Origin of the sequence: Bordetella petrii, from assembly GCF_000067205.1 — a bacterium.
GTDB classification, from domain to species: Bacteria; Pseudomonadota; Gammaproteobacteria; order Burkholderiales; family Burkholderiaceae_B; genus Bordetella_A; species Bordetella_A petrii.
Genome location: NC_010170.1, coordinates 430,332 through 446,982, shown reverse-complemented (window position 1 = coordinate 446,982; position 16,651 = coordinate 430,332). Strand labels below are relative to the sequence as shown.

At 69.4% G+C, this 16,651-nt stretch carries 18 protein-coding genes; 7 read left to right on the top strand and 11 right to left on the bottom strand.

Annotated elements, in window-relative coordinates; all coding sequences use genetic code 11:
* Positions 1–15: 15 nt before the first annotated feature.
* From BPET_RS02050 to BPET_RS02040, 3 genes are all read left to right on the top strand, one after another.
* Entirely contained in the window at positions 16–1,023 is a 1,008-nt protein-coding gene (locus BPET_RS02050; protein ID WP_012247433.1) for a Bug family tripartite tricarboxylate transporter substrate binding protein, read from the top strand.
* A 62-nt stretch (positions 1,024–1,085) separates the two neighbouring features.
* Complete coding sequence (locus BPET_RS02045; protein ID WP_012247432.1) at positions 1,086–2,009, top strand: hydroxyacid dehydrogenase; 924 nt, start codon at positions 1,086–1,088, stop codon at positions 2,007–2,009.
* 191 nt (positions 2,010–2,200) lie between these two features.
* Positions 2,201–3,208 (top strand): Ldh family oxidoreductase, encoded by a 1,008-nt coding sequence (locus BPET_RS02040; protein WP_012247431.1) that lies wholly within the window; start codon positions 2,201–2,203, stop codon positions 3,206–3,208.
* On the opposite strand, the gene BPET_RS02035 is transcribed toward BPET_RS02040, so the two are convergent.
* The 9 genes from BPET_RS02035 to BPET_RS01995 all read right to left on the bottom strand — a co-directional run bounded on the left by BPET_RS02035 (position 3,205) and on the right by BPET_RS01995 (position 11,416).
* On the bottom strand, positions 3,205–3,948 hold the full coding sequence (locus tag BPET_RS02035; RefSeq protein ID WP_012247430.1) for a sulfite exporter TauE/SafE family protein: 744 nt from the start codon (positions 3,946–3,948) through the stop codon (positions 3,205–3,207). The two genes, BPET_RS02040 and BPET_RS02035, sit on opposite strands and share 4 nt — an antisense overlap.
* Positions 3,949–3,963: 15 nt before the next feature.
* On the bottom strand, positions 3,964–5,577 hold the full coding sequence (locus BPET_RS02030) for a thiamine pyrophosphate-binding protein (RefSeq protein WP_012247429.1): 1,614 nt from the start codon (positions 5,575–5,577) through the stop codon (positions 3,964–3,966).
* Between the two features lie 67 nt (positions 5,578–5,644).
* Complete coding sequence (locus BPET_RS02025) at positions 5,645–6,643, bottom strand: Bug family tripartite tricarboxylate transporter substrate binding protein (protein ID WP_012247428.1); 999 nt, start codon at positions 6,641–6,643, stop codon at positions 5,645–5,647.
* A 38-nt stretch (positions 6,644–6,681) separates the two neighbouring features.
* Complete coding sequence (locus tag BPET_RS02020; RefSeq protein WP_012247427.1) at positions 6,682–8,415, bottom strand: L-aspartate oxidase; 1,734 nt, start codon at positions 8,413–8,415, stop codon at positions 6,682–6,684.
* Positions 8,412–9,023: a fumarate hydratase C-terminal domain-containing protein gene (locus BPET_RS02015; protein ID WP_012247426.1), complete on the bottom strand. Its 612-nt coding sequence runs from the start codon at positions 9,021–9,023 to the stop codon at positions 8,412–8,414. Before BPET_RS02015 ends, BPET_RS02020 begins: the two co-directional genes overlap by 4 nt.
* A 20-nt stretch (positions 9,024–9,043) precedes the next feature.
* Positions 9,044–9,922 carry a fumarate hydratase gene (locus tag BPET_RS02010; RefSeq protein WP_012247425.1) on the bottom strand — a complete coding sequence of 293 codons (879 nt, stop codon included), beginning with the start codon at positions 9,920–9,922 and terminating at the stop codon, positions 9,044–9,046.
* A 3-nt stretch (positions 9,923–9,925) separates the two neighbouring features.
* Positions 9,926–10,279, bottom strand: a complete 354-nt coding sequence (locus BPET_RS02005; protein ID WP_012247424.1) for a succinate dehydrogenase — start codon at positions 10,277–10,279, stop codon at positions 9,926–9,928.
* 1 nt (position 10,280) lies between these two features.
* Positions 10,281–10,622: a succinate dehydrogenase membrane anchor gene (locus BPET_RS02000; protein WP_012247423.1), complete on the bottom strand. Its 342-nt coding sequence runs from the start codon at positions 10,620–10,622 to the stop codon at positions 10,281–10,283.
* Positions 10,619–11,416 carry a succinate dehydrogenase/fumarate reductase iron-sulfur subunit gene (locus tag BPET_RS01995; protein ID WP_012247422.1) on the bottom strand — a complete coding sequence of 266 codons (798 nt, stop codon included), beginning with the start codon at positions 11,414–11,416 and terminating at the stop codon, positions 10,619–10,621. Before BPET_RS01995 ends, BPET_RS02000 begins: the two co-directional genes overlap by 4 nt.
* A 105-nt stretch (positions 11,417–11,521) precedes the next feature.
* On the opposite strand from BPET_RS01995, the gene BPET_RS01990 reads away from it, so the two are divergent.
* Positions 11,522–12,394, top strand: coding sequence for a LysR family transcriptional regulator (locus BPET_RS01990; protein ID WP_041862640.1), 873 nt, complete (start codon positions 11,522–11,524; stop codon positions 12,392–12,394).
* Positions 12,395–12,545: 151 nt separating this feature from the next.
* Complete coding sequence (locus tag BPET_RS01985; protein ID WP_012247420.1) at positions 12,546–12,761, top strand: helix-turn-helix domain-containing protein; 216 nt, start codon at positions 12,546–12,548, stop codon at positions 12,759–12,761.
* On the opposite strand, the gene BPET_RS01980 is transcribed toward BPET_RS01985, so the two are convergent.
* Complete coding sequence (locus BPET_RS01980; protein WP_012247419.1) at positions 12,751–13,311, bottom strand: hypothetical protein; 561 nt, start codon at positions 13,309–13,311, stop codon at positions 12,751–12,753. The genes BPET_RS01985 and BPET_RS01980 overlap by 11 nt on opposite strands.
* A 141-nt stretch (positions 13,312–13,452) precedes the next feature.
* On the opposite strand from BPET_RS01980, the gene gshA reads away from it, so the two are divergent.
* On the top strand, positions 13,453–15,030 hold the full coding sequence (gene gshA / locus BPET_RS01975) for a glutamate--cysteine ligase (protein ID WP_041863399.1): 1,578 nt from the start codon (positions 13,453–13,455) through the stop codon (positions 15,028–15,030).
* 117 nt (positions 15,031–15,147) lie between these two features.
* The gene (locus tag BPET_RS01970; protein WP_012247417.1) at positions 15,148–15,660 is read left to right on the top strand and encodes a lipocalin family protein; all 513 of its coding nucleotides are present in this window, start codon (positions 15,148–15,150) and stop codon (positions 15,658–15,660) included.
* 18 nt (positions 15,661–15,678) lie between these two features.
* Here BPET_RS01970 and BPET_RS01965 read toward each other — a convergent pair whose 3' ends face one another.
* On the bottom strand, positions 15,679–16,620 hold the full coding sequence (locus BPET_RS01965; RefSeq protein ID WP_012247415.1) for a LysR family transcriptional regulator: 942 nt from the start codon (positions 16,618–16,620) through the stop codon (positions 15,679–15,681).
* Positions 16,621–16,651: the final 31 nt, after the last annotated feature.

The following is a 16,651-nucleotide window of genomic DNA, read 5'->3' as shown; positions in this document are numbered from 1 at the left end:
AAAGGAGAACATGCAATGCGCAACGACCGTCACGCCTGTCCCGATGCCCAGCGGCGCAAGACGCTGGGGCTGCTCGGCGCCGGCGCCCTGGCCCTGGCTCCCTTGACGCGCGGCCTGGCCGCCACGCAAGGGTGGCCGCAGCGGCCCATCAGCTACATTGTCCCGTTTTCGCCAGGCGGCCTGACCGACGTGGCGGCCCGCCAGGTCAGCCAGGCCCTGGCAACGGGCGAAGGGTGGAACGTGGTGGTCGAGAACAAGCCCGGCGGCAGCGCCAACATCGGGGCCTCGCTGGTGGCCCGCGCCAATGCCGACGGCTACAGCTGGCTGGCCATTACCATGACGCACGCCGCCAACGCCACGCTGTTCGCCGGCAAGGCGGGCTACGACCTGAAGAAAGACCTGGTGCCGCTGGCCGGCCTGGCCTCGTCGGCCATGATGGTGGTGGTCAATGCCAAGAGCCCCATCCGCAGCCTGGCCGAGCTGACCGCGGCGGCCAAGGCCAAGTCGCTGTCGGCCGGCTCCAGCGGCAACGGCACGCCGCCCCACCTGACCCTGGCGCTATACCAGAAACTGACCGGCACCTCGTTGCTGCACGTGCCCTACAAGGGCGGCGCGCCGTCGCTTACCGACCTGATCGGCGGGCAGTTGGACGTGATTTTTTCCAACTATCCGGAGTCGCTGCCGCACGTCAAGAGCGGCGCGCTGCGCGCGCTGGCCATCAGCACCAAGGAACGCAGCCCCGACCTGCCCGACGTGCCCACCGTCGGCGAGGCCGGCCTGCCCGACCTGATCGTCGAGAACTTCACCGGCGTGCTGGGCCCGGCCGGCATGCCCGATGAACTGGTGCTGCGCATCGGCGGCGCCATCGAAAAACAAGTGTCGCAGCCCGCCATGCAGCAGTCGCTGCAACGCCTGGGCTTCATCCCGCGGCCGCGCGGCCCGGTGGCGTTCAAGCAGTATCTGGACAGCGAGGTCGACCGCTGGGGCAAAATTATCCGCGAAGCGAAGATCCAGGTCGGCTAGCCGGCCGCTGCTCTCCGGGCCGGCGCCTGCCGGCCCGGCCCATCACCACTTGAAGATCACCGATGCACATCGTCATTTCCGAATTCATGGATGAAGCGGCCGTTGCCGCGCTGCGCGCCGATTTCGACGTGCGCTACGAACCCGATCTGGTCGACCGGCGCGACGCGCTGCTGGCCGCCCTGCCCCAGGCCGACGCCCTGATCGTGCGCAACCGCACCCGCGTCGACGCCGCGCTGTTGGCCGCCGGCCCGCAACTCAAGGCGGTGGGCCGCCTGGGCGTGGGACTGGACAACATCGACGTGCCCGCCTGCGAAGCCAGGGGCATTGCCGTACTGCCCGCCACCGGCGCCAACGCGCGCGCCGTGGCCGAATACGTCATCGCCGCGGCCTTGATGCTGCTGCGCGGCGCCTATCTCAGCAGCGCGCAGGTCGCCGCCGGCGCCTGGCCCCGCACCGACCTCTCGAACGGCCTGGAGGCCGAGGCGCGCACGCTGGGCATCGTGGGTTTCGGCGGCATCGGCCGACTGACGGCCCGCCTGGCGCAAGGCCTGGGCATGCGGGTCGCCGCCCACGACCCGCTGCTGCGCGACGACGACCCCGCCTGGCGCGACACCGGCGTGCAAGCGCTGCCGCTGGATGCCCTGCTGGCATGCGCCGACGTGCTGACCTTGCACATTCCCCTGACCGATGCCACGCGCAACCTGATGGACGCCGCGCGGCTGGCCGCCATGAAGCCCGGCGCGGTGCTGGTCAATACCGCGCGCGGCGGCATCCTGGACGAAGCCGCCCTGGCCGCGGCGCTGCGCAGCGGCCAGTTGCGCGGCGCGGCCATCGACGTGTTCCAGGACGAGCCGCTGCCAGCCGGCAGCCCGCTGGCCGACGCCCCAAATCTCGTGCTGACGCCGCACATCGCAGGCCTGACGCAGGAAGCCAACACGCGCGTCTCGAGCATGGTGGCGCAGCGCGTGGCGCAAGCGCTGAAATGAAGGCCTCACCCCCGAAGCGCTGCGCGCTTCCCCCTCAAAGGGGCGACGCTGACGGACTGGCAAAGCCAGCTCCGCAGCGCCCCCGATCCAGGCGCACCCGCTTTCATCCCGGGCGGGTCGCGCAACGCGCGGTGAACCACTGACACCGGCGAACTCAGACACCTGCCCCCCCCCCGCAACCGAGCCCTTCCATGGCAACCGTAGACCTGAAATCCTTGCATGAACTGGCCGCCGCCGCGCTGCGCGGCGCTGGCGCCAACCCCGACATGGCCGACAGCACCGCGCACGCGCTGGTCTATGCCGACTCGCAGGGCCTGGCCTCGCATGGCGTATCGCGCGTGCCGTCGTACGCCGCGCACGTGCGCAATGGCCGCGCCCTGGGCAACGCGGTGCCCCGCATCGCCCGCGAACGCGGCGGCGCGGTGCTGGTCGACGCGGGCGCCGGGCTGGCCTTTCCCGCCTGCGCCCTGGCCGTACGCGAAACCGCGACGCGCGCACGGTCACACGGCGTGGCGTTCGCCGGCGTGACCAACAGCCACCATTTCGGCGTGGCGGCCTATCATCTCGACGGCCTGGCGCGGCAAGGCTTGGTCGGGCTGGCCCTGGGTAATTCACCGGCGGCCATGCCGGCCTGGGGCGGCAAGCGCGCGCTGTTCGGCACCAACCCTATCGCGGCGGCCTTTCCCCGCCGCGATGGCGACCCGCTGGTCATCGACCTGTCATTGTCGGAAGTGGCGCGCGGCAAGCTGATGGTGGCGGCGCGCGAAGGCCGCGAGATCCCGCCGGGTTGGGCGCTGGACGCCCAGGGCAATCCCACCACCGACCCCAAGGCCGGGCTGGCCGGCAGCATGCTGCCCATGGGTGGCGTCAAGGGCGCCATGCTGGCGCTGATCGTCGAACTGCTGGCCTGCGCGCTGACCGGCGCGCACTTCGGCTTCGAGGCCGATTCGTTCTTCACCGAAGCAGGCAATCAGGCGCGCATCGGCCAGGCCTTCCTGGCCATCGACCCGGACGCCCTGGCCGGGCGCGACGTGTATCTGGAACGCGTAGAAACGCTGATCGCCGCCATGCTGGTCGACAGCGACGTGCGCTTGCCCGGCGCGCGGCGCGCCGCGCTGCAACGGCGGGCAGGCGAAGAAGGGGTCGAGATTCCCGATGCCCTGCTGGCGCAGCTGCGCGATCTGGCCGGCCAGGCCTAAGACCAGAAACCGCGCGCGCCGGCCACCACCAGGGCCACGCCCGACACGGTGAGCAGGCCCAATACCAGGCGGCGGAAGGTGGCATCGCTGAAGCGGCGATACAGATGCACGCCTGCCAGGGTCGGGCCCAGCACGGCAGCGCCCACAATAGCGAACACCGGCACGGTCTGCGCAGTAAGCACGCCAGCGGCGGCGTAGCCCGCGAACGTAATGGCGTGCATGGCAAGGTTGAAGCTCTGGAATACGGCGCGCTGCTGGTCGCGCGGCCAGCCGCGCAGCACGCACCACAGCGTGGTCGCCGGCCCGGGCAGGCCGCCGAAGCCGCCCATGGCGCCACCCAGCCAGCCCACCGCCGCGTCGGCCACGCGCCCGCCATGCTTGATGCGCGGCAGCTCGGCGGCCAGCAGCATGGCGGGGCAATACACCAGCAGCACCACGCCCACGCCCAGTCGGAAAGCGGCGGGATCGACATACCGCAGCAGCGCCACGCCCACCGGCACGCCCGCCAGTCCGCCCAGCAGGAACGGCGTCAGCCGGCGCCAGTCGATGCCGTGGCGCAGCGAACGCACGGCCAGCAACTGGCCGATCAGCGAGCCGAACACCACGGCCGGCGCCGCCAGGACCGGCGGCAGCGTCCAGGACCAGAACGCCATCGACACCAGGCCGAAGCCGAAACCGGCCAGGCCTTGCACGAAAGCGGCCACGCACGCGCCCAAGGCCAGCAGCAGCCAGGTTTCCATGTTGGCGGCGCGGCGTCAGTGCTGCCGCACCACGGGCGCCGGCAGTCCCGCCAGCGACACGTTCACGCAGGTGGGCAGCGTGGCCCGCACGGCGGCCTGCAGCGCCGGCGCCAGTTCGCCTGCCTTGGCGACCCAGGCGCCGTGCGCGCCGAACCCTTCGGCCACGCGGTCATAGCGGGTAGGCAGCAGTTCGCAGCCCACCAGGCGTTCGGCCCCATAGTTGTTCAGCTGGATCTGGTATTCGGCATTCCAGCGCGCATCGTTGCCCACCACGCAGATGAAGGGCAATCCGTAGCGCACGGCCGTATCCAGTTCGGCGCAATGAAAGCCGAAGGTGCCGTCGCCCATCATCGCCACCACCGGCGCGCCGCGATGCGCCAGCCGCCCCGCCAGCGCCATGGGCAAGGCGCTGCCAATGGCCCCCGCCGCGCCATTGATGACGCGATGCGGCGCGCGCAGGCAGGCCTGCGCCCATTGGCCGAATTCGCCGCCGTCGCAGACCAGCACAGAATCTGGGTGCGAGTCCAGCACCTGCTGCACCGCCCGGCACAGCTCGGCGGGATGCAGGCCGGCGTCCGTGCCACGGGCATCGTTCCAGGCCGGCGGCCGGTAGGCCAGCGCGGCCTCGACCTCGGCCAGCCAGTCTGGCTGGCCGCGCACCACGAGTTGCGCCAGACCGTCCAGCGCGGCATGCGTGTCGGCCAGCAAGGTGTCGTGCAGGCGTTCTCCCACGGCGCGCCGGGTGCGGGCCCACTCGCGCTCGTCGGCGTCGATCTGCATGAACACGCAGGCGGAATCGAAGGCCTGGCCGAACTGCAAGGTGAAATCCAGGCGCTTGCCCACGAGCAGCACGCAGTCGGCACGCGCCAGCACCGGGGCGAACGCCCCCAGCGCCGGGTCGTTGGCGCCGCGCGGGCTCTCGGTAGCCACGACGGGCAGGCCCCAGGCCTGCCGCAACGCAGCCACGCGCACGCGGCCCGCGTCGGTCAGCCCGCGCGGGCCCACCAGCACCAGCGGCCGCTCGGCGCGCGCCAGGCGGGCCGCCAGCGCGGCGGCCTGCCCGCCATCCAGCGGCATCGGCAACTGGGCGTAATCGCGCGCCGCCGGCAGCGGCCCATCGGCGGGCTGTTCCAGCGCATCGATAGGCAGGCTCAAGTGCACCGGGCCGGGCCGGCCGCTGCGCGCCACCCGGCAGGCGCGCACGAAGTCGGCCGCCAACCCGGCCGCCGATCCGGCCGCCCACGACGCCTTGGTAACCGGCGCCGCCATGGCGGCCTGGTCCATTTCCTGAAAGGCGCCCCAGCCCGCCTGGCGGTTCGGCGCGTGGCCCGACAGCAGCACCACCGGCGATTCCGACATCTGCGCCGTGTACAACGCGGACACCGCATTGGCATGGCCGGGGCCGCCCGTCACCAGGGCAACGCCTGGCTCCCCGGTCAGGCGCGCCCAGGCGTCGGCCATATGCACCGCGCTGGCCTCGTGGCGCACGTGCACCAGTTCGATGCCGGCCGACAAGGCCGCATCGAACACAGGCATGATGTGATTGCCGGAAAGCGTGAACAGGCGGTTGATGCCTGCCGCCTTGATCGAGCGGGCCAGGCTGTCGGCGCCGCGAGCGGAAACTGCCATCAATGAAACTCCTTGTCCTGCAAGGCCGCGCGTGACGCCGCGCAGCGGGATGATTGCCGGGATCGCGCTACTTCAGTGAAATGCCCGTGGCGCGCCCCAGTTTCTGGTACGCCTGCACCTGGGCCTGCACGAACTCGCGCGTGGCCGCCGCCGAACGCACGTCCGGCACGCTGCCCAGCTGCCGGGTGCCGTCGTTCCAGCCACGATCCGACGATACACCGCGCAGCACCTCGGCCCATTTGCGCGCCGCCGCCGGGTCCATGCCGGGCGGCCCGTACAACGCGCTCCATCCCGTGATGACTTCCAGTTGCGGAAAGCCCGCTTCGCGCGCTGTGGGCACGTCGGGCAGCGTCGGCAGGCGCGCCGGCGTGGTCGTCACCAGGGCGCGCAGCCGGCCGTCGTTCAATGGTCCGGCGATGGGCGCGTAGTTGGTGCAGACAAAATCCACCTGCTCCGACAAGGTGGCCACCACGGCATCGCCGGACCCCTTGTAGGTAATCGGCATGGCCGCGGTGGGCGGTAGCCCCAGCACACTGAATAGCAATTGCGGGCCCAGGTTGAGCACGGTGGCGGGGCCGCTGTTGGCGTAGTTCAGCACGCCTGGCTTGGCCTTGATGGCCGCCGCCAGGTCGGCCAGCGATCGATAAGGCGAGCTCTTCGGCACGGCGCATACATAGGGGTTCAGTTCCAGCAGCCCCAGGAAAGTGAAGTCGTCCCAACGGTACGACAAGCTTTGCTGCAGGGCCGGCAGAATGGCCTGCGACCCTACGCGCGCCATCAATAGCGTGTAGCCGTCAGGAGCGGCTTCCTTCACATACTGCGAGCCGATGGCGCCGTTGGCGCCGGCGCGGTTCAGCACCACCAGGGGCTGGCCCAGGTAGCGCTGCGCCGCGGCCGCCAGGTTGCGGGCGGCCAGATCGGCGTCTCCGCCCACGCTGAACGGCGTCACCAGCGTCACCGCCCGCTCGGGATAGGGTTGCGCCGCGCCGCTGCCAGCCAACGCCATGCTGCCCGCCAGCCATGCCGCGGCCACCAGCAGCCGCCACAGAGTTGCTCGTATCGCCATGGATGTCTCCCCCCTTGGATGCCGGCCGCCGGCCGGCCTCAAGCCGCTGCCTGCTGCAGCAAAGTCTGCCCCGGCTGCACGCGCGTGAATTCCACGGGCCGCCGGCTCACCTGCATGACGCCGTCCTGTTGCGCCACCACGGAAAACCAGGAATGCTCCAGGTCGCGCACTTCCGGGAAATCGGCGCGGAAGTGCGCGCCGCGCGAGTCTTCGCGGGCCAGCGCGGCGCGCACGATGGCTTCGCTGACATGCACCAGGCTGTCCAGGTTCAGCCAGTCGTGCCAGGCCATGTTGTAGGCCCGCGTGGCCTCAGTGACGCCGATCCGGTCAAGCTCGCCGCGCAGCTCGCGCAGGGCGGCCAGCGCGCGGTTCAGGCCGGCCGCGTCGCGCACAATGCCGGCGTCGTCCCACATCACGCTGGACAACCGCTCGCGCAACGCGTTCAGGTCGCCCCCGCGCCGCGCCAGCGGCGCCTGCGCGCGAGCCAGCGCCGCCTGCAACGCCGCGGGATCGGGTTCGGCCCAATCCTGCCCGGGCGTCCAGCGCGCCATGGCGTCGCCGGCAATGCCGCCGAACACCGTGGAATTGGCCACGCCATTGCCGCCCAACCGGTTGGCGCCATGCACGCCGCCCGTATCTTCACCCGCGGCATACAGCCCTTCCAGTGCCGTGCGGCAATCGGGCTGGAACACCACGCCCCCCATCATGTAGTGCGCCGTGGGCACCACCTCGACCCTGCCCCCCGCCAGGTCGAACCCGCAATCGGCGCAGCGCTCTACCATGCCCTTGAACTGGCGGCGCACCTTGTCCGGCCCCAGGTGCGCCATTTCGATGTACACGCCGCCGTTGGGCGACGTGCGGCCGGCGCGCATTTCGGCATAAATGCCGCGCGACACGATGTCGCGGGTAGCGCGCTCGCCGCGCGGATCCACCGCCTGCATGAAACGTTCGCCGGCGCCATTGAGCAGGTATCCGCCCGCGCCGCGCAGCCCCTCTTCCAGCACCGTGCCGGTCATGCGGGTGTCGGCGCCCGCCAGCAGGCCGGTGGGATGAAACTGCACCATTTCCATGTCGCGCAGGCCCAGGCCGGCGTGCAGCGCCATCGACAGGCCGTCGCAGCTTTTGTCGCCCGACGGCGTATGAAAGCGGTACATGGTCGGGCCGCCGCCAGTGGCAAGCAGCACGGCCTTGGCGCGCACCAGCACGAATCCGCCGGTGCGGATGTCTATCATCAGCACGCCCGCGATGCGCCGGCCGTCGCGCGCCGGCACCAGCGCCACCGCGCGATGTTCTTCCATGCGGTGGATGCGGCGCGCCCACACCTGCTCGGCCAGCCGGTTGATGATCTCGATGCCGGTCAGGTCGCCCTTGTGCACCGTGCGGTCGAAGGTCTGGCCGGCGAAGGCTTTCTGGTGCAGTGTGCCGTCGGCATTGCGGTCGAAAAAGCAGCCCAGCTCGTTTTCCAGCTCGTGCACGCGCTCCACCGCCGTGTTCACCAGCGTCCAGGCCAGCTCCTGGTCGGGCAGCCACTTGCCGCCCTCGATGGTGTCCATGAAATGCCGCTCGGGCGAATCGCCTTCGGCCAGGGCCACGTTGTAGCCGCCCTGCACCATGCGCGTGCAACCGCACTTGCCCAGCAACCCCTTCACCGCCACCGTGATGTCCAGGCCCGGCGCCGCATCGTGCGCATGCAGGGCCGCGAACAGCCCGGCGCCGCCCGAGCCCAGGATCAGCACGTCGGTCTGGCGCTGCTGCAGGTCGTTCGTGCTCATCGCGCCACTCCCAGGCTGGCCAGGACCGCCTGGCGCCGCGCGGCGACATCCTCGGCCACCTGGTCGTACAGCGAGCCCCCATGGCTGTCCATTGCCACCAGCAACGGCCCGAAATCGCGAATGCGGAATTTCCACAGCGATTCTGGGTTCAGGTCGTCCAGGTCGACATCCTCGATGCTTTCGATCCAGGTGGTCTCCAGCGCCGCCGTGCCGCCCACAATGGCCAGGTAGGCGCCGCCCTGCTCCATGAATGCCTGGCGCGACCCCTGCTGCATGCCGCCCTTGCCAACAATCAGGCGCACGCCGCACTGCCGCATCAACTGGCCCGTGAAACGCTCCATGCGCGCCGAGGTCGTGGTGCCGATGCACACCGACTCATAACCGGCGGGATTGCGCGCCGACACCGCCACCTTGCGCACGTTCGGCGCGGTATGGATGACGGCGTGGCCGTTCATGTCAAAGCGGGTGGCGCGTCCCTGGTCGAACAGGGCGATATAGCTGGCATCGCGGATGCCGAACAACGTGTGCTGCAAGGTTACGGTGTCGCCCACGCGCAGCGCGCGCGCCTGCGTCTCGGTAATCGGCATGTCCAGGTTATGGTGAGTCATGGTTGCGATTCCTGGTGTGCTCAGAATCCGTACTGCACGCCGTTCGGCGTGAGCGTGGCCCGCGCCCGGCGCGCCGAATGGCATTGCATGTTCACGGCGACCGGGTTCATGGTGATGTGGGTGGCGGCAAGTTCCACGTGCACCGCGAAGGCGGTGGCGTCGCCGCCCAGCCCCTGCGGCCCCACGCCCAACTGGTTGACCGCCGCCGACAGTTCCTGTTCGAGCTGCGCACCCAGCGGATCGTCGCAGCGCGAGCCGAGCGGACGCGTGGCGGCCTGCTTGGCCAGATGCACGCACAGGTCCGACGTGCCCCCCACCCCCACGCCCACGATAGTGGGGGGACAGGTCTTGCCGCCGGCCTGCATCACGCAGTCGATCACGAAGGTCTTGACGGCATCCAGCCCTTCGGCAGGAATCGCCATGCGCAGAAACGAATTGTTCTCGGACCCGCTGCCCTTGGGAATCATCTCGATCTCGAAGCGCTCGTCGTCCTCGCAGAAATCGACATGTATGACCGGCACGCCCGGCCCGCACGAGGTGTGCGCGTTCTTGCGGCTGATGGGATGCACCACGCTCGAGCGCAGCGGATGCTCGCGCGTGGCGCGCTCGCAGCCGGCGCGGATAGCCTGCTTCAGGCGCCAGCCGTCCAGCGCCACGCGGCGGCCCACCAGCACGTTGTAAATGGGAATGCCCGTGTCCTGGCACAGCAGGTTGTCGTGCGCCTCGGCCACCGCGATGTTGGTGGTCATGGTGTCCAGGATGGAGCGCGCCCGGTCGGACGATTCGGCGCCGCGCAGGCGCTCGAAGCCCTGTTTGATGTCATCGGGCAGCCGCTTGAGCGCCCGTATGTAAAGTTCGCGCGCGGCGTCTTCCACTTGCGCGTAGTCGATCTCGGACATGGTTCAACCCAACATGTTGGCAACGAACAGCAAAGACACCGCCAGCGACGCGGCCGTGCCGGCGGCGATCCAGCCCCGCCGCAAGCCGCCCCATGGCGCGAACTCGATCCACAACAGGCGCAGCCCACCGGCCAGGTGCACCGCGAGGCACAGCACCAGGGCCCATTCGCCAAACTTGAAGACAGGCGCCTCGTACCAGCGCAGCGCGCCGTCCAGCGCGGCCTCGCCCTGCAAGGCCAGCCCCAGCGTCCAGAAATGCACCGGCAGGAACGCCAGCAGCAACAGGCCCGAAATCCGGTGCGCCGCGAACGCCAGCCAGCTCGCATGGGTACGGGCGCGACGATCATTGCGGCGCATATCAACCTCCGAACGTCACGGCGGCCACGGCACGCCAGCCCAGCGCCAGCAGCAGCACGCCGGCCGCCATTGCCAGCGGGCCAGCGGCTTTGCGCGCGGGCGCCCATTCATCCAGCACATTGCGCAGCCCGATGGCGGCATGCAGCGCCACCAGCGCCACGAAAATGCCATAGAACGTCATCCATGCCAGGCTGCCGCGCGTGCGGCCCAGGATCTCGGCCGCGCTGAGTCCGCCGCGCACCGCCAGCGTGATGATTACCAGGTGGGCCAGCACGAACAGCGCCATGGCCATGGCGCTGACGCGTTGCCAGTACCAGCGCCGCGCGGCGCCCGCCGCGCTCATGGCGCAACTCCGGTCAGGCCGTCGGCATGGGCGGCCGGGCCTTCGGCCTCGTCGGCCTCTGGCAGCTCGCCGCGCAACGCGGCCCGGGCGGCCATGCGCTTCAGCCCGGCTATCGCGGCGGTGGGCGCGATGCCCTTGGGGCATCGCACCGTACAGGAGCCCTGGGTATGGCAACTGTGGCAGCCCGCATCGCCCGCCACAGCGGCCAGGCGCCGCGCGCCGCCTGTGTCGCGCTCGTCGTTCACCAGGGTCCAGGCTCGATTCAGGGCGGCTGGCCCGAGAAACTGCGGCTTCCAGCTCACCACATCGCACGAGGCATAACAAACCCCGCAGCCAATGCACTCGATGCCCGCATCGGCCGCGCGCCGCCGCGGCGAAGACGGGTCGACGCGCGCCACCGGATCATGGCGGCCGGCAGGCCCGGTGTAGCGGCCTTGCGCGCGCTGCCATTTGTCGAAGAACGGCGCCATGTCGGTGACCAGGTCTTTGACGATAGGCAGGTTGGACAAGGGCGCCAGCTCGATGCGGCCATTGCGCGCCACGCGCGAGACATGAGTTCGGCAGGTCCAGCGCGCCACCCCATTGACCGTCATGGCGCACGACCCGCACATGCCCACGCGGCACGCATAGCGGTACGACAGGGTGGAATCCAGGTGCCGCTGAATGTGCGTGGCCACGTCCAGCACGGTCTGGTTATCGCGGCGCGGCACCTCGAACACCTGAAAGCCGCCGTCGGCGCCGCCGCGCCACACACTGACCTGCAAAACGCCGGAAGTCGGATCTTGTCGTGGCATGCCTGTTCAGCCCCCTACGCAATGCTCTTCATGGTGCCGCGCGCTTTGACAAAAGTAAAACTATTAATTATTTTCAGCAGGCCAAGTTTTTCTTATATATGCGCCATGTCGTCGATCCGCCAATTCCGCACTGCGCTGGCCGCTGCCCGGCTGGGCAGCTTCGTGGCGGCCGGCCGCCACGTCGGACTGACCCAGGCCGCCGTCAGCCTGCAGATCAAGAACCTGGAAAGCGAGCTGCATACACAGCTGTTCGAGCGCCGCGCGCAGGCCGCGGTGCCCACCCCGCAGGGCCGCCGCATGCTGGCCGAACTGGAAGAACTGGTGGCGCGCTACGAGCAACTGCAGGCGCAAAGCGGCGACACACTGCGCGGCAGCCTGCGCATCGGCACCCTGGTGTCGTCGTTGATGGGCACCTTCGGCACAGTGCTGGCGCGCGTCAAGCACGACTACCCCGACCTGCACATCACGCTGCTGGCGGGGCAGTCGGCCGACTTCGCCGCGCGCGTGGCCGCCGGCGAACTGGACGCGGCGGTGGTCACCGAGCCGCCGCACGGCGTCGAGCCCGCGCTGGTGTGGGCGCCGCTGTACCAAGAGCCCTTGGTGCTGATCGCGGCCGCGCGGCTGCGCCACAAATCGGTGGCCTCACTGCTGGCCACCGAACCCTTCCTGCAATTCGACCGTTCGCTCTGGACCGGACACCTGATCACCGAGGCCCTGTCGCGTCACGGCGCGGCGCCCAACACCATCCTGGAACTGAACTCCATCGAGGCTATCGCCGAACTGGTGCGCCAGGACTACGGCGTGGCAGTGGTGCCGCTGCTGGCCAACGCCAATTGGCGCGCCAGCAAGCAGTTGGCGGTCAAGCCGCTGCCCGGCCCAGCCATCATGCGGCGGGTCGGCATGCTGGAACGACGCCGCCACGGCAAACAAGCCATCACGCAGACCCTACGGGGCGTGTTCGCCCAGGCCGCGCCGTAACGGCCCCCGGTCGCGGCGGGGCAATCGCTTCAGACCAGTCCGATATCTGGCCGCCGGGCGCAGCAATGCGCTGACGGAAATCCTGCGCGCATGGAAAATCAGCCGCTCCAGCCGCCCCTACTTTCAAAGCCGGCCCGGCTTTCTATTCCCCATGCCAGCAAAACCCCTTTCCAACCGCGAACACGAGTGCCTGCACTGGTCGGCAATGGGCAAGACCAGCTGGGAAATCGCCGTCATTCTGGGTGTCAGCGAACGCACGGTCAATTTCCATATCGGCAACGCCTGCAGCAAGCTGGGGGTCTACAACCGCCGCGCCGCGGTGGCCATCGCGCTCAGCCAGGGCCTGCTGCCTGCCCTCAACGGTTGAGCTTCACCGCGCGGACGAATTCCTGCGCACGCTCCTTGGGCAGGCTGTCCGGCGTGCCGGCGGCCACCGCGTCGATCAGCATGGTGTCAGTTACCCACACCCTGGCCAGCAGCCAGCCGGGCTTGTGCCCCGCCTGGCCATGCACCTCGATTTCGTCGCCATAGGCGGGCAGCACTTGCGCGGGCTGCACGCCCAGGTTGGCATACAACGACTGCATCAGGGCGCGGCCCAGCGCGTCGCGCCCGGCCGGATCAGCCGCCAGCGCAGGCGGCAGCGGCGCATGGCCCACGGCAAACATCGCGCCGTCCACCTCGGACATGGCCAGCGTGAACCGCAGGGTGTGGCCGCCCAGGGAAATATCGCGCGCCTGGGTATGCACGCGGTCCGGAAACGCGGCGCGCGCATGGCCATCGGCCACCTCGATTTCGCGCCAGTTGTAACTGGGGGTGCAGGCCGCCAGCAGCAGAGCCGCGCCCAGCACATGGGGCAGCCGTGCGGACAACAGGCGAAACAGCTTGGAAATCATGATGTTGCGGTCTCCGGTAGGCATCAGGTCACGCCCCCGATTGTCGCCGATCCCGGCGTGGGCCTGCGCCTGATCAATTGTCCCTGGCGGCGGTGCAGGCTCCCTCGGCAAGAAACCCCCACACCTCGTAAAATCCGCGCTCAATCACCGAATATCGATATGACCGTGACCGATACTGCTGCCAGCCGCCTGTCCCGCCTGAAGGCTCATGCCGACCTGCTCGCGCAGTCCCTGCGCGGCATCGAAAAAGAGGGCCTGCGGGTAGACGCCCAGGGCAAACTCGCGGTCACCCCGCACCCTTCCGGCCTGGGTTCGGCGCTCACCAACGAACACGTCACCACCGATTACTCCGAAGCGCTGCTCGAACTCATCACCGGCACCCACGGGCGGGTCGAGCCCCTGCTGGCCGAACTCGAAAACACCCATCGCTTCGTCTACAGCGTGCTCGACGGCGAATACATCTGGAATCAATCCATGCCGGCCACGCTACCGCCCGAGGCCGACATTCCCATCGCCTGGTATGGCCGCTCGAATACCGGCATGCTCAAGCACGTGTACCGGCGCGGGCTGGCCGAGCGCTACGGCAAGGCCATGCAGTGCATCGCCGGCGTGCATTACAACTTCTCGCTGCCCGACGCGCTGTGGGAAATCCTCGACCCCGGCGCCGCCGATCCGCAAACGCGGCGGTCGCGCGGCTACATCGGCCTGATCCGCAATTTCACGCGCTACTCCTGGCTGCTGATGTACCTGTTCGGCGCCGCGCCGGCCCTGTCGCGCAGCTTCATGGGCGACCGGCCGCATCCCTTGCAGGCGCTCGACGCCGACACCCTGTACCTGCCGCACGCCACCAGCCTGCGCATGAGCGACCTGGGCTACCAGAACAACAAGGCGCAGGCGCAGCTCAAGCTTTGCTACAACGATCTGGACACCTTCCTGGCCCGCCTGTATGGCGCGGTCACGCAGCCCTGGCCCGAATACCAGGCCATCGGCACCCACCGCGACGGCCAATGGATCCAGCTCAACACCAACGTGCTGCAGATCGAAAACGAGTACTACTCCAGCATCCGCCCCAAGCGCGCCACCGGCCGCTGCGAACGCCCGGTCACGGCGCTGGCCGAGCGCGGCGTGCAATACGTCGAAGTGCGCTGCCTCGACATCGACCCGCAGCAACCGGTCGGCATCGCGGCCGACACCGCGCGCTTCGTAGATGCCTTCCTGCTGTTCTGTGCCGTGTCCGACAGCCCGTATTTCCCACAAAACGGCTACTGCCAGCGCAGCGCCGACAACTTCTCGGTAGTGGTCAAAGAGGGCCGCAAGCCGGGCCTGATGCTCGACCGCGACGGAGTGGCCATCAGCCTGCCCGACTGGGGCCGCGAACTGCTCGATCACATCGCGCCGTACGCGGCGCTGTACGACCAGGCCCTGGGCGGCGACGCCTACGCCCGCGCGCTGCAGGCCCAGCATGCCAAGCTGGGCCACGCCGACGATACCCCGTCGGCGCGCCTGCTGGCCGAACTGCGCGACCAGGGCGTCCCGTTCCACGAGTACTCGCTGCAGCTCAGCCGCCGGCACGCCGATGCGTTGCGCGCCCAACCCCTGCCGGCCGACGTGGCTGCCGGCTACGCCGAGGCGGCGCGCCAGTCGCACGCCGAGCAAGCCCGCCTGGAACAATCCGACGACGTCGATTTCGACACCTACGTGGCGCGCTACCAGGCCGCCTTGAAAGCGCCCGGCTCCAGGTAAAGCCATCCGCATGACCCGCCCGCGCGTCCCCCGCGACACGCGGGCGGCGCAATGGCGTATCGTTGAGGTTTCCGCCCGCCGCGCGGCGCCCGCGACGGGCCGCCCAGGAGGCCGCCCATGCCACGCCATTTCGTCTGCACCCTGCTGGCCGCGCTCGGCCTGGCGGGCCTGGCGCATGCCGCGCCGCCGCCCAAGGCCGTCGCCATCGATCCCCAACGCTACGCCGGCAAATGGTACGAAATCGCCCGCCTGCCCACGCCGCTGCAGCGGCGCTGCGTGGGCGACGTCACGGTGGAATACACCGTGGCCCCACAAAGCGCGCTGCACATCGACAACCGCTGCCGCACCAAACACGGCGACGTTGCCGCCATGTCGGGGCTGGCGGTGCCACGCGAACAGGCGGCTGGCGCGCAATACCGCGCCGAATTCCTGCAACCCACGCCGGATTACTGGATCATCGGCCTGGATAGCGAGTATCGCTGGGCCGTGGTGGGCAGCCCCGATCGCAAGACCCTGTGGATTCTGTCCCGCACGCCGCAACTGCCGGCCAGCCTGCTCGAGCAGGCCCGACAGGCCGCGCGCGCACAAGGCTATAGGCTCGATGAACTGCGCTATACGCCGCAGCGGTAGGCCGGCCGTGCCCGCGGCTCATGCCGACGGGGCCGGCCGCAGCCAGTCGCGGTGGCGCCGCTCGATGTGCTCTTGCACAAAGCCCGCCAGGGCGCGGGTAGCCATCGACGGAAAGCGGTTGGGCGCGGTCAACAAATAAATGGCGTTGCCCACGCCCTCGGGCTCGAACTCGGGCAGCACTTCGCGCAACTGCCCGTCGCGCAGCTGGGTCCACACCGCATAGCGCGGCAATAACGCCACGCCCAGCCCGGCCAGCACCGCCTCGCGCAGAAAAGGATAGTCGCCCGACTGCAAGCGCGGCGCCACGCGCAGGATCAGCGGGTCGCCATGGGCGTGCTTGAGCCGCAGGTCGAAGCGGCGGCCCAGCGACTGCGGCGCGATCATCGAGCAGCGCCCCAGTTGCTCGAGCGTCTGCACGGGCCGCCCGTCCAGCAGGAATTCGGGCGCCGCGCACAGGCTCCACTGGATCGCGCACAAGCGCCGCGCAACGTGGTCTTCCGGCGGCGCCGAAGTGATCTTCAAGGCCAGGTCGACCTCGGCCGATACCAGGTCGCCGATGTTGTCATTGATGTGCACGCGCAGCGCAATGTCGGGATAGCGGCGCGTGAATTCCAGCAACACCGGCGCCAGGTACAGATGCCCAAGTCCGGTGGGCAGGCGCACGCGCACGTCGCCTCGCACCGTGCCGCCCAGGCTGTCGATGTTCGATTGGGCCGCGCGCATTTCATCGAGCAGCCGCACGCCATGCTGGTACAGCAGGCGGCCCGCCTGGGTCAGCTCGACATGCCTGGTGGTGCGACGCAACAGCTGCGCCCCCAGCGCCAGCTCCAGGCGCTTGAGCCGGTGCGACATGTTCGATCGTGTCATGCCGCAGCGCTGCGCGGCCGCGCTGAGGTTGCGCGATTCGACCATGGCCACGAACAGCCGGACCAGGTTCAGGTCGGGAAGATTGTCAAACATTGTTCACCATTCAAGGCACAAGTCCATACAT

What these genes read in the sequence shown, in the direction of transcription:
- BPET_RS02020 (WP_012247427.1), bottom strand. Translation starts at nt 8,415, where the DNA reads ATGAGCACGAACGACCTGCAGCAGCGCCAGACCGACGTGCTGATCCTG.
- BPET_RS01980 (WP_012247419.1), bottom strand. Translation starts at nt 13,311, where the DNA reads ATGCCTACCGGAGACCGCAACATCATGATTTCCAAGCTGTTTCGCCTG.
- BPET_RS02045 (WP_012247432.1), top strand. Translation starts at nt 1,086, where the DNA reads ATGCACATCGTCATTTCCGAATTCATGGATGAAGCGGCCGTTGCCGCG.
- BPET_RS02000 (WP_012247423.1), bottom strand. Translation starts at nt 10,622, where the DNA reads ATGAGCGCGGCGGGCGCCGCGCGGCGCTGGTACTGGCAACGCGTCAGC.
- BPET_RS02035 (WP_012247430.1), bottom strand. Translation starts at nt 3,948, where the DNA reads ATGGAAACCTGGCTGCTGCTGGCCTTGGGCGCGTGCGTGGCCGCTTTC.
- BPET_RS01985 (WP_012247420.1), top strand. Translation starts at nt 12,546, where the DNA reads ATGCCAGCAAAACCCCTTTCCAACCGCGAACACGAGTGCCTGCACTGG.
- BPET_RS02050 (WP_012247433.1), top strand. Translation starts at nt 16, where the DNA reads ATGCGCAACGACCGTCACGCCTGTCCCGATGCCCAGCGGCGCAAGACG.
- BPET_RS02030 (WP_012247429.1), bottom strand. Translation starts at nt 5,577, where the DNA reads ATGGCAGTTTCCGCTCGCGGCGCCGACAGCCTGGCCCGCTCGATCAAG.
- BPET_RS01990 (WP_041862640.1), top strand. Translation starts at nt 11,522, where the DNA reads ATGTCGTCGATCCGCCAATTCCGCACTGCGCTGGCCGCTGCCCGGCTG.
- BPET_RS02015 (WP_012247426.1), bottom strand. Translation starts at nt 9,023, where the DNA reads ATGACTCACCATAACCTGGACATGCCGATTACCGAGACGCAGGCGCGC.
- BPET_RS01970 (WP_012247417.1), top strand. Translation starts at nt 15,148, where the DNA reads ATGCCACGCCATTTCGTCTGCACCCTGCTGGCCGCGCTCGGCCTGGCG.
- BPET_RS01965 (WP_012247415.1), bottom strand. Translation starts at nt 16,620, where the DNA reads ATGTTTGACAATCTTCCCGACCTGAACCTGGTCCGGCTGTTCGTGGCC.
- BPET_RS02005 (WP_012247424.1), bottom strand. Translation starts at nt 10,279, where the DNA reads ATGCGCCGCAATGATCGTCGCGCCCGTACCCATGCGAGCTGGCTGGCG.
- BPET_RS02010 (WP_012247425.1), bottom strand. Translation starts at nt 9,922, where the DNA reads ATGTCCGAGATCGACTACGCGCAAGTGGAAGACGCCGCGCGCGAACTT.
- BPET_RS01995 (WP_012247422.1), bottom strand. Translation starts at nt 11,416, where the DNA reads ATGCCACGACAAGATCCGACTTCCGGCGTTTTGCAGGTCAGTGTGTGG.
- BPET_RS02040 (WP_012247431.1), top strand. Translation starts at nt 2,201, where the DNA reads ATGGCAACCGTAGACCTGAAATCCTTGCATGAACTGGCCGCCGCCGCG.
- BPET_RS02025 (WP_012247428.1), bottom strand. Translation starts at nt 6,643, where the DNA reads ATGGCGATACGAGCAACTCTGTGGCGGCTGCTGGTGGCCGCGGCATGG.